Origin of the sequence: Moorena sp. SIO1G6 (genome assembly GCF_010672795.1) — a bacterium.
Lineage (GTDB): Bacteria > Cyanobacteriota > Cyanobacteriia > Cyanobacteriales > Coleofasciculaceae > Moorena > Moorena producens.
The window spans coordinates 1-11,310 of sequence record NZ_JAAHFZ010000100.1; the positions used below are offsets into that span (position 1 = coordinate 1).

At 42.6% G+C, this 11,310-nt stretch carries 9 protein-coding genes; 2 read left to right on the forward strand and 7 right to left on the reverse strand.

The window, feature by feature from the left end; genetic code table 11:
• Positions 1–197: 197 nt before the first annotated feature.
• Entirely contained in the window at positions 198–974 is a 777-nt protein-coding gene (locus tag F6K63_RS35230) for a DUF5131 family protein (protein ID WP_287251056.1), read from the forward strand.
• Between the two features lie 587 nt (positions 975–1,561).
• On the opposite strand, the gene F6K63_RS35235 is transcribed toward F6K63_RS35230, so the two are convergent.
• The 7 genes from F6K63_RS35235 to F6K63_RS35265 all read right to left on the reverse strand — a co-directional run bounded on the left by F6K63_RS35235 (position 1,562) and on the right by F6K63_RS35265 (position 10,794).
• Entirely contained in the window at positions 1,562–4,111 is a 2,550-nt protein-coding gene (locus tag F6K63_RS35235) for a multicopper oxidase family protein (RefSeq protein WP_287314767.1), read from the reverse strand.
• A 463-nt stretch (positions 4,112–4,574) separates the two neighbouring features.
• The gene (gene modB, locus F6K63_RS35240) at positions 4,575–6,431 is read right to left on the reverse strand and encodes a molybdate ABC transporter permease subunit (RefSeq protein ID WP_287314769.1); all 1,857 of its coding nucleotides are present in this window, start codon (positions 6,429–6,431) and stop codon (positions 4,575–4,577) included.
• Positions 6,432–6,611: 180 nt separating this feature from the next.
• Positions 6,612–7,388, reverse strand: coding sequence for a molybdate ABC transporter substrate-binding protein (gene modA, locus F6K63_RS35245; RefSeq protein WP_287251059.1), 777 nt, complete (start codon positions 7,386–7,388; stop codon positions 6,612–6,614).
• Positions 7,389–7,395: 7 nt separating this feature from the next.
• Positions 7,396–8,244 carry an amino acid kinase family protein gene (locus tag F6K63_RS35250; RefSeq protein WP_287251060.1) on the reverse strand — a complete coding sequence of 283 codons (849 nt, stop codon included), beginning with the start codon at positions 8,242–8,244 and terminating at the stop codon, positions 7,396–7,398.
• Positions 8,245–8,289: 45 nt separating this feature from the next.
• Positions 8,290–9,135 carry an amino acid kinase family protein gene (locus F6K63_RS35255; protein WP_287251061.1) on the reverse strand — a complete coding sequence of 282 codons (846 nt, stop codon included), beginning with the start codon at positions 9,133–9,135 and terminating at the stop codon, positions 8,290–8,292.
• A 4-nt stretch (positions 9,136–9,139) separates the two neighbouring features.
• A complete protein-coding gene (locus F6K63_RS35260) occupies positions 9,140–9,925 on the reverse strand; it encodes a class I SAM-dependent methyltransferase (RefSeq protein ID WP_287251062.1) in 786 nt (261 codons plus the stop codon).
• Positions 9,926–10,446: 521 nt separating this feature from the next.
• Positions 10,447–10,794, reverse strand: coding sequence for a hypothetical protein (locus F6K63_RS35265; protein WP_287251063.1), 348 nt, complete (start codon positions 10,792–10,794; stop codon positions 10,447–10,449).
• Positions 10,795–10,941: 147 nt separating this feature from the next.
• Here F6K63_RS35265 and F6K63_RS35270 point away from each other — a divergent pair, with 147 nt between their 5' ends.
• Positions 10,942–11,088: a transposase gene (locus F6K63_RS35270; protein WP_287314770.1), complete on the forward strand. Its 147-nt coding sequence runs from the start codon at positions 10,942–10,944 to the stop codon at positions 11,086–11,088.
• Positions 11,089–11,310: the final 222 nt, after the last annotated feature.

Sequence of the window (11,310 nt, forward strand, 5' to 3'; positions counted from 1 at the left end):
GGCACACCGAAACTTTTATCAACGCTTGGGGAGATCTGTCCTCTACATTTCCTGATTCCGGTCTGGTTAAGCAAGTCAGTTCGTTGAACCAAGAATCCCCCGATTTCTAATCGTGGGGAGTGTCAAAAGAGAAAAGTTATAATTGTCGCCAAAGATAGTTTTTTTGTAAACTTATTCATCATTTTTTATTTTAATAGATGGAATGTGTCGATGTCACTGACAATATCATTGTCGCAATTGAAGGAGGGTGGTGGTGCGAGAAAATCTCGGCTGGCTGTGCTCACTGTTATGCCGAGCGAATCAATCAGAATCAGTTTTTTGGCGGCAATCAATTATCTTATCTATCCCCTCCTCCGGCACTCAGGCTCAGGCACGATATTTTAGCAAGTTGGCAACGGCAACGAAAAAAAAAGCGACATTTTGTCGCCAGTATGACGGACATATTTGGACAATGGGTCCCGCGCGAGTGGCACATTGAAATGCTTGATGCGATGGTTAGTGCTCCCAAGCAGATTTTTATGTTACTCACCAAACGTCCCCACATCATGGGCATGGCAATTCAAGAGTGGCTTAAGGTAGCAGACAGGGATTACTTACCGACCAACATCTGGGTTGGCTGTACCATTGAAAACCAAGCTGTTCTCATCCCCAGGCTCTCCGATCTGGTTCAAATCCCTGCCCACAAACACTGGATCGTCTGTGAACCCCTATTAGAGAAAATTGAAAATTGGGGGAATTTTCTATCCTCCCTTGATTTAGTCATCATTGGTGGGGAAACAGGTCACAATGCCAGGATTTGTGACCCCAATTGGATATCTGAAATTATTGCCAACTGTAAGGAGACTCATCCTTCTCCTGCCGTCTTTGTTAAGCAACTAGGGAGCAATTGCCCCCTGGAACTAGCTGACCCCAAAGGGAGTAACCCCCAAGAATGGCCAGCTAGTTTGCATGTGCGAGAATTTCCTGATTACTAAGCCGTAGGGCATACGGTTCAGGGGGCGACAAGCCCCCTCAAAGCAAGACATAGAGGAGGTGCGGGTGGTTAAGGTTTGTCATCAAAAAACCTTATGGAGCTAGTCACCGCAGCCCGACTCACGTGAGGTATCAGAAAGAGTAGTAGATTGTGGTAAAAAAGAATGGTCTCGTGAATTTGACAAGACCATTATTATTTAATGTTACCTTCATTCTACCAGACCCATCTACAAAAATATCTCAGTGATTCGCAACTGCTGACCCTGAATTTGTTGGTTGCATTACTGCAAACTTACAAGCAAGTGCGAATAGAAAGGTTGGCGGCTACACTACCAATACCTATAAAACAGAACAGTCGTCGCCGTCATTTACAACGATTTTTAATCTCAAATAGATTAAGCGTGGTACTGCTGTGGTTTCCCATAATTCAAGAGATAGTCAAGCTCAATATCTCCCCAGGGCCTCAACTGATAATTGCTTCAGGGGGCGACAAGCCCCCTGAAGGCATACGGTCAAGATGCTTAGTGAGGGCAAGTATATTGGTATCCCTATGAACTAAGAATCCCCTTCAATTTATTGATGGGGAGTGTCAAAAACGTATGATGGGATCTGGATTGACTATTCCCACAATTTTACCATCACTGGTGATTTCAACTTGGGGAGGGAAGCTCTCTTTGCCCAATTGAGAATATACCGGAAAGCCTTCTTGTTTTCCATACCATCTTAAGGGTTCAAAATAGGCATTGGGGTAAGATTCGGCTGGTATATTGGGATGGTTATAAGGTTCAAAATGGGTAGGTGGATAATAATTAGCGGGTAAGGCACCTAAATCACCAATGGTCACTTTGGGAACAACACCAGTGGAGGTTTTCACTTGAGTGAAAGGATTATACCCTGTGCCGCCATCATCATTCATCACATAAATCGTCTGCATCATACCCTGGTCTTCATGGTTGAGCAAGTGACAATGGAAAACGTACTTACCCCAAAAATCGGTAAAGCGTAGACGAATTTTGAGATAGCCATAGATAAATCCCTCAACTCCTTTGAATTTATTGCATGGATCATCTAATTTATTTAAATCCGGAATATATTTGAAAGGAGGGATTGGATAAGTATCATGCCAAGGTGAAGTAGCGGGATCGTACTTAACAGGGTTGTTTTCGTCGTAGTTGGGATCATATACCTCAACCACTTGAAAAGGAGCCATATGAATGTGGAACGGATGGGCAACATTACTGTAATTGAAGATAATCCATTCTTCACAGGTGTTGAGCTTGACTAACTGAACCGTCTCATTCCGATAAGCACCTGCGGTGAATCGACCTGGGTTATAAGGTTTCTTTTCGTCTAACTCATATGCCCCTATAACTTTGTATGCCGGAAGATAGGAAATATAGTTGCTTCCGCTCTTGGGAGTGAAAGAAACTCCATTAATCTGAAGCAAACGGGGGTTGGGGTTAGCTTGGCCTGGATTTAGTTTGCCAGATTTGATGTCCTTGTTAAACTGCTTTCCATCCTTATCTTCTTCGTCTTTTGGACGCTGCATATAAAAGTTGCAATTTTGGGTTCTGGTTTCCTTATAGAACCCAAACACAAAGGGACGCTCATAAATTAAACTTTGAATCGCGTCATTACCATTTTCTTCTTTATATCTGACTTCATAGTGTAACAATTGGTCATCCGTAATCGGTTGGAGATATTCGGGGAAATCACCAGGAATAGTATCAGGAATATTTTTGGGTGAGGTAACCCGATCCCCTTCTACCGTTATCGTTGCCAGAATCTGTTGTTGCTGGGGTCCTTCTCTCATCAATGTAGAAACAATAATACCAAATTCACCTAGATTACCCCGTCCTGCCCTCCAAACCTTTTTCCAGAGTTGGTAAGTACCAGGTTCATTCAGTTGGATCAACAAATCAGCTCGATTGGCAGGGTTTAACACTAAAACTTGCTTAACTTCAGGAGCTCGTCCATAAAAGCTAATCCCATCAAGAGCAATCACATTAAGATCCTGTAATGTCTGTGTTTTTCCATCGTCTTCCACCTTGCGTAGTTCAAGCTGAATAAAGCCCCGCGTCGTCGCTGTAGCATTAATAAATCGCCAGCGATGTAATTCCCCAGGTTGCATCTTTAAGATCGGATTCAAGTAACCGTTAATCGTAAATTTGTAAGATGCAGGGCTACAGTTGTAGATCATCTGGTCACCAGGAACCGGTGGTAAGTCGGGATCAGGCTTGACAATGGCATCTTCGGTAATCACTTCCTGGGCGATCATTACCAGGTCGCGATCTACATCAATTACCGCATCTCCTTGTTCTTCGATAATTAATGCACCGACCATACCATCCGCCAGTTGTAAAGCCGTTGAGCCATGTTGGTGGGGATGATACCAATGGGTACCGGGGGCATGAAATTTAGGCACAACCACCTGGTACAGATGCTCACCAGTGCTACCCATTTCCCCTTTGGGGTGAACGGCTGCAAAGATGTCATCGGAAGAGAGGCTCACTGGACTATCCAGAGCGGAACCAGGTTGACCTGCCAGAGTGCGACTCAGCGGCGAAACGTGGAACCCATGGAAGTGCAGGTTGGTTGTATTAAAATCCTTGGGCCTGTCAGCAACTCCTGGACTACCTGTACTCGGGTGGGGAGGGGCGGAGGGGTAGTTAGTACCCTCATTGGGGGGAAGATTGTTCTTCAGCTTAAGATTTAAAGTATTTTTATTGGGATTTCTGGCCTTAAATTTGAATGTCGGTCCTGGTCGCAGAAGATGGTTTGATGTGCGCTCAAAAGGTCCTTGTTCACCGTAGGAGTAGTAACGCATCGTTACTTCCTGGCGAGTTTCCGATGAGAAGCTAACAGCTTCTGAAATATAATCAATAGCCAGTTCTGTGGGATTCTCAGCAGTACCCAGGGGAGCAACCGGGGGTTGTTGGAAGGTGGGAAGAGTTGTTGTTTGTAACTGTTTCCCTTGACAGCCCCTTGCTCCTTTAGCAAAAGCAGGAGCAGAAAAGGCTAATCCAGTGGCAGCTCCTGCTCCTATTGCCAAGAAATGACGTCGGCCGAAATGAAACTTCTGAGCGTCTAACTCTTGCTCAGAGCTGTGCTGTTCTGGAGAGGGTTTTTCCTGTGTCATGAGCAAATTGCCTGTTTGTGTCAAAGTTTTTTTGAGAGAATCATTCTGAGGTGACGGGATGCTCTTTAATTCAACTCAATCAGAATGACTACTTCTGACCTTTCACGAATAAGCAGAGTAAACTATCCCGATATGCAAGGAAAATTAAGGCAGTCAGACCAGATCTGTTAGACCAGGTTATTGAACTGGATTTAATGTTTCTTTGAATGACCCTCTACGATTTAATCATATTTTTGACCTGTTGTCAAATATGATTACCTACTCTTAGTAGTTGCTTGCAAACATAACAATTTGCTGCTAACATTAGGGGTCTTGGCAACTTTTGGTGATCCTCAAATTAGGTATTGGTCGTAGTAGTGTGTTTCGAGATCTACGTCACCCCCATTTTTTAGAACATCAAGGTCGTAGTGACCGGAGACGGTCTAAATTAGACCCATATAAAGATTATCTGATCGATATGCTCTTACAATGTGGGCATTAAGATAAGTTGGAGAGGATCTAAATAAACATACCAAGGAAAGGGATGATCCTTAATTTTATCCCATTTTTCCTTAAAAACTTCTCCTTGTAGGTGATAATCTAGTTCATGGTTTGCAGAAGAGTTGAGCTTAAGATAAAGAGTTATACGATAGGGTGTTTCACTAATTCTGACTAACCAACAAGGAAAAGTATTAACTGTCTCTTGCTTGATAACAAATCTGAGATGATGAGCGCGGATACCGACATAGGTTAATGATGAGTTAAGCTGTTCAACAACTTGAAGACGACAATGCCAGTCAATCGCTTTGATGTGATACGGATCGACAATCTGTAGACGAGAAAAGTTCTTGCACTCGGTAAGCTGTGCCACTTTAAAATTAGGTGGATGTCGGAAAATGTCTTCTTTATAACCCGCCCCAATGACTTGACCGTGATCAAGAATGACTAGATCTTCACAAACTCGATAAGCTTCTTCTAATTTGTGGGTCACTAACAGCATCACCCCTTGATAGTTAGCAAAAACATCTGCTAATAATTGTTCAATTTGACTGCGTAAATAGTTGTCTAAAGCTGAAAGCGGTTCGTCCAGCAGTATTGCTTCTGGTTCAATCGCTAAGGCTCTGGCTAGTGCCACTCTTTGTTGTTGTCCCCCAGATAATTGATGAGGATAACGTTTTTCTAGCCCCTGTAACTGCATTAAATCAATGTATTTTTGAACTTGCTTGCGCCGCTCTTCTTTCGGCAAATGCTGTAAGCCAAAACCAATGTTGCGAGCCACTCTCATGTGAGGAAATAGAGCATAATTTTGAAAGACAAAACCAATACGACGTTGGCGACAAGATAGGTTTATATTCTTGTCAGAGTCAAATAAGATGCGTCCGTTGAGGACAATCCGTCCACGAGACGGAGTTTCTAAACCCGCAATACAACGCAAGGTCATACTTTTACCAGAACCCGAAGCTCCCAATATTCCCAACAGTTTATTATTAGCATTTAGGGTAGTAATCAAACTAAAACTAGGTAAATCTTTTTCTATTTCAAGAATGAGTTGTTGATAAAAATGGCGTTGATTTTTGGCTTGAATGTGGTGGGTAGATTGAAAAACAGAAAACCAACGACTTGTAATTAATGACCAACGACTGATTGCTGAGGCTCCCAATCTATCTGAAAGCTGCTCAAGCCAACCGTCTGTATCAGACCAATAATTAATGGTAACAATGACTCCTAGAGCGATCGCGACTAAAATGATTACCCAAATTAACGCTTCTTCCATGTTCCCTGCTTCTGCTGCAAAGTAAATCGCTAGGGGCATGGTTTGGGTCTTGCCAGGAATGCTACCTGCTAACATCAAGGTCGCTCCAAATTCTCCTAGTGCCCTAGCAAAGGTTAAAATTGTCCCAGAAACGATTCCTCGCCAGCTTAAAGGCAGAACGATTTGCCAAAAGATCCTATTTTCATTGGCTCCTAAAGTGCGAGCACAATTAATCAGATCTTTCTTGATCTGTTCAAATGCTGCTAATGTCGTTTTATACATCAAGGGAAATGCCACTACAGTAGAAGCGATTACTGTAGCTTGCCAAGAAAATATAATGCTAATTCCCCATTGCTGTAATCCTTGTCCGATGGGGCTATTTCTACCGAACAATAACAACAGTAAGAAACCTGTCACAATGGGCGGAAGTACCAAGGGAAGAGTCAAAATACCATCGATTAGACCTTTTCCTTTGCCCTGATAGCTAAACATCACCTCTGCCACGGCAATTCCTGCGATAAAGGCAAAAACAGTAGCCACCGAAGCCGTTTTTAAAGAAATCCAGAGAGGCGAAAGGTCTAAGGGCATTAATTAAGTAATAAGTAATAAGTGATAAGTGATAAGTAATAAGTAATATAGTGCTTCGCGCTGGTGTAGTTACAGACTCCCAGATGATATACAGATCCCAAAGGAAATTCATTCATTATTTGTAAATAGACGAGCGCGACTTGCTATAAGTAATAAGTAATAAGTGATAAGTAATAATTTTTACTTTTTAAAGCCGTATTCTGTCAAAACATTTTGAGCTGCATTACTTAAGATAAATTGGATAAAATATTGGGCAGCTTCTGGATGTTTACTATCTTGGGCAATCGCAATGGGATAGACAATGGGAGAATGAGAATCTCTCGGTGCGGTTGCTACAATCTTGACTTGATCTGAGACTTGAGCATCAGTGCTATAAACAATACCCGCTTCCACATTACCCGTTTCTACATAAGCTAAAACTTGGCGGACATTTTTGGCAAAAACCAACTTACTTTCTAAGGGTTGATATAACTTCAGGGAGTCCAATACTTCCTTCGCATATTTCCCGGCGGGAACACTATCCGGCGCACCAATGGCTATTTTATTAACAAAATCACTCTTAAGGTGTGAGAATCCATCGAGATCAGAATTATTGTGAGCTGTGATCAGCACGACCTCATTTTTGAGCAGATTTTGGCGTGTATTATCTAGCAAAAAGTTTTTATTTTCCAAAGCATCCATGTGTTGCTTTGCTGCGGAAATATACACATCCACTGGCGCACCTTGTTCGATTTGGTGTCGAAGGGAACCGGAAGAACCAAAGTTATAGGTAAGCCTAATATTAGGATTTTGTTGACTGTACAAATTACCAATCTCTTGGATCGCATCTTGTAGACTACTAGCCGCAGAGATAGTCAGAGTGATTGTAGACGAATCTTCACTGCCGAAACTCAAAGCAGTGCAAGCAGATAAGAGACTTAACAGACTTAATCCGATAAACTTTCTTCTTCCGATCATTTTCCCCTTATTTATCCGCGTAAATAATTGTGCCCACATGCTCACCATCAAGAGCTGCTTCTAATTTTTCCGGGATTCTTCCGTTAATGATTTGGAATTTATCTACTAATCGAGAATTAGCGAGTAAATCAATGAGAATACGCTCAAAAGGTAGTGTTTCTAAATTGCGTTGTTTTAACTCTGTTGCAGAAATTTCAGGAATAAAATTAGCAGTGGAGTCAAGTTTGGGATCTCGATCATAAAGTCCATCTACATCCTTAACAAGGGTGAGAGTTTTGCAACCAAAACATTCCGCCAGCAGAAAACAGCCGGCATCACTACCATGGGAAGGAATACGTCCGACTTCTGGAGGATGTTCCCAGAGGGAGTAAGGAGGAACACCCGTAAAAATCACACCAGGTACACTGTTGATAAATAGGGGTAAGAGATGACCAAAAATTTCTGGAGGAATCGCCACTACGCCATAGGAAGATAGCAGTGCGCCCAGAATATGAGCGTTTCCTAGGGCATCCGCTTGTGCAAGTTGTGCCAGCACACCTGCTGGCATCCCTAAGTCAATGCCAATCGAGAAGACATGGCGGCTTCTGGCTCCCCCCCCTGTCCCAAGAATCAGCTTTTTAGAACTGAGACAGTTGCCGATTACTTCGACTAAAGGATACATCAGCGATCGCCCAGCATCCAAAATCGACCTGCCTCCAATTTTAACAACATGGGAATTAGGCAACATCCGAATCACCGGAGTATCTTGAGACTGAGGTTCGGTCGATCTCTGTACCTCTTTATCTAGCAAGCTTTCCCGCATCAGCATAGATTCGAGGTGGTTGCGTTTATCACTGTTTAATTCTGTGTAAGTCATTGTTTTAGTTATCCGTTATCTTGTCGTCGCTTGTTTGTTCGCTGTTTACTGTTTATCGTCTGCGTAGATCAGCGTACCGATATCTTCTCCGTTCAGAGCACGGGTGAGATTGCCTTTGACTAATCCATTAATGACTCGAATTGAACGGCGATTCTCTGATCGTTGCATCATCTCTAAGACTGGACGTTCTACGATTACATCTTGTAGATCTAATTCTTGTAGTTCTGCGACAGAGATTTTTTTGATGAATTTAGCGTTGGGATCTTTTTTGGGATCGGCGGTATATAAGCCTTCCTCATCTTTGATAAAAATCATTGACTTGGTACCAAAAACTTCGCTGATCAGATAAGAACCTGTATCTGTGCGATGGGGTGGAATTCTTCCCACCGCAGGGTTTTCGTGCCAGAAAATATAAGGAGGCATCCCAAAGAAAATGACTGCACCCCGCTCTTCTAAGTAAAGGGGGAGTTGGGGAAACTGAACAGGTTCAATAAAAGGGATGCCATGTTTAGCCAGCAGAAAATGGATCATCCGAGCATTCTGCATACTGACAAAAGTACCCAGTACACTCAGAACTCCAGTGGGCAAACCTAAATCTAGTCCCACACTGTAACCATGACGGGCTCTAGTTCCGCCTCCGGTGCCAATGATCATCTTGTGGTGACCTAGATTTTCTACAATTTCATCCATCAAAGGAAAAACTGCTGCTCGTCCACGATCAATAAAACTCTGTCCACCAATTTTCAATAAATTCGCATCGGGTAAAATTTGGATCGGTGGCTGGGCAGCAGTTTGTGCCAACAATCGTTCGTCGCTAAGAGACCCTGAAACTAGGGATTTCCCCAATTCAGAAAGAAGTTCATTGTCTTGAGTCAGAATCATATTTTTCATAAGCTTAGTTGAGGCGAACGCCTTGGAGTATATAAGTTTCTTCAGATTCGATGGGCTGATCTAATCCACCAAAAGTTGCTTGTGCCCAAACTTCTAGTTGATCTAGAACATTGTGCTTAATCTCATCACCGAGCTCAATACCAGCTAAGTTGGCTTTACCTCGCCAAGAGTCAAGGGACTGTCTAGGAGTACTGACGACTTTCCAAGACGACACCACCATAGGCTCAATGGTTTGAGCACCATCCTGAGTAAATCGTTCGATCAATTGATGCATCAACTTGTTTTTTTGTCGTCCCTGCAACGTTTCCTTCGCTAGCAATGTTTGCATCTGGTCTCTCATCTGATTTTTGACGCTATTTTTCTGGCGTTGCACAGTCCCCATCAGTACGACTGCTCGTTCTGCGTGGGCAATGCGCCAGCTTTCACTCACGATGTGTTCTAAGTTCAGTAGATGTAAAGTGCGAGAGCTAAAGATGAGGTTCGCTGTGCCATCTTTAACTGGCCAATATTGGTTAGCATCCCCTTGAACTATCTTAAAATTGTCCCTAGGGTGATCTAGATGCTGACGGAACTCTTGCAGCATGGGCTCGGAAAGATCGAAACCCAGGTATTGAACTGATTCAGAGGTAAACCACTGACCAATTTGCCCTGTTCCTGCACCCACTTCTACGATGCAGTCCCTCGCTTGAATTTCAGCTAGCTGAAAGGCAGTTTCTGCCACCGCTTGGCAAGTTAATTCAGATAAGCCAGTTCTAGCTTCAAAAGTCTTTGCCTGGTCATCAAAAATCATCAAAAACCTCCGGTAGCTTGGAGACCCCCGCACTTTAGCCGGGGGAGGAAAAGCGACGCAGGGGTTAAAACCCCCGTCCCTTAAAGGGGATGTGGATTTTTGTTGGTGGTAAACCTAGGAATCCACAAACCTGTCAACCCATTTCTGGGGTAAAGTTAGCCTACGTGCTAACGCACACGCTCCGCGAACGCCAATGTTATCGGTCGGTACTTTCTTCTGCACACTGCATTATCCCTCGTAGTACTGTTTAATGTCGTTGACCAATTTAACTTAAGTGAGCACAGTTAAATTCACTCAATATTTCTGGTTTGACTGATTAACTAAACGGATTAATAATGATTGAAAAAAGGGCACTTTTATGTTTGAAGAAAACTTGCAACAAAGAGACAGTTGAGTTCTGAATTTTTTAAAAGCACCCTATATATTCAATATTGAGCAAAACAATGCTTCCGATCAGTCCAGCACAGCTCTCAACCAATCAATTGAACCGGACTATCATTCATTCAACATTAATCAATAGCTTACCAACCTGCACCTTTGCGTGTGGAGGCTCTTAATTGATTAACTTCCTCGATTAGATCTATAAGTCTATCTTGCCCTGAACCTTTTTGATTTCGCAGCTCAAGTCTGGAACCTATCCAATCGATCAATAATTGCTTCTCTTCTGCTTCATCTCCCACGTCTGCTTTCATAAATCGCAAGAAATAAGGTACATCATATTCAATATAATGACCCCATACATCATAAGCAGCAACAGTCCAATCAATTTGCCATACTTGTCTTAAAAGTTTTAGGAATATTTTTTCCGATAGGGGTCGATCTTGGTTAGCTAGAGCTATTAATGCCTCACTTAACGCATCCTTATTCACAGTATTTACCTCGCCAAAAATTGTTAGAAGTGTTCTTTATGAACATTAATGTAATTCTATAATGAATTTCTAGGGATAAATCTTTAGATAAAATAAAATTTATAGAACCCATTTGGGATCTTCGTGAGAAAGTATAATGAGTCAAAAATGCCATACTCAAGTAGCTTGACAGACAGAGAGTGGGAAATTCTTGAACCTCTGTTGCCAGAAAAGAAGAGAACCCGACCCCCGAAGTGGAGTAAAAGAGAAATATTAAATGGCATTCTCTACCAGCTCAAAAATGGTTGTAAGTAGGTCGTGCAAAAAAAAAGGATGTATGTTACAAATTATAAAGTGTTGCCGAAGAAAGGAGTCAGAGGTATGGGAGCCAGACTGAGAGTGTTTCTCACCCTGGTTGACTGACAAAACTTAATGAAAAGCATAATCGTAGGTTTTTACCTTAAATTCGAGTCGATAGTACCTTTTCTGATGTTGTTTGCGGGAGGCCATGGCTGGGTCAGGGTCGTAATTAGAGGT

Bases quoted from the DNA above. Each gene is read 5' to 3' on its own strand.
- F6K63_RS35230 (WP_287251056.1), top strand. From the start codon at position 198: ATGGAATGTGTCGATGTCACTGACAATATCATTGTCGCAATTGAAGGA.
- F6K63_RS35255 (WP_287251061.1), bottom strand. From the start codon at position 9,135: ATGAAAAATATGATTCTGACTCAAGACAATGAACTTCTTTCTGAATTG.
- modB (WP_287314769.1), bottom strand. From the start codon at position 6,431: ATGCCCTTAGACCTTTCGCCTCTCTGGATTTCTTTAAAAACGGCTTCG.
- F6K63_RS35235 (WP_287314767.1), bottom strand. From the start codon at position 4,111: ATGACACAGGAAAAACCCTCTCCAGAACAGCACAGCTCTGAGCAAGAG.
- F6K63_RS35260 (WP_287251062.1), bottom strand. From the start codon at position 9,925: ATGATTTTTGATGACCAGGCAAAGACTTTTGAAGCTAGAACTGGCTTA.
- F6K63_RS35270 (WP_287314770.1), top strand. From the start codon at position 10,942: ATGCCATACTCAAGTAGCTTGACAGACAGAGAGTGGGAAATTCTTGAA.
- F6K63_RS35250 (WP_287251060.1), bottom strand. From the start codon at position 8,244: ATGACTTACACAGAATTAAACAGTGATAAACGCAACCACCTCGAATCT.
- modA (WP_287251059.1), bottom strand. From the start codon at position 7,388: ATGATCGGAAGAAGAAAGTTTATCGGATTAAGTCTGTTAAGTCTCTTA.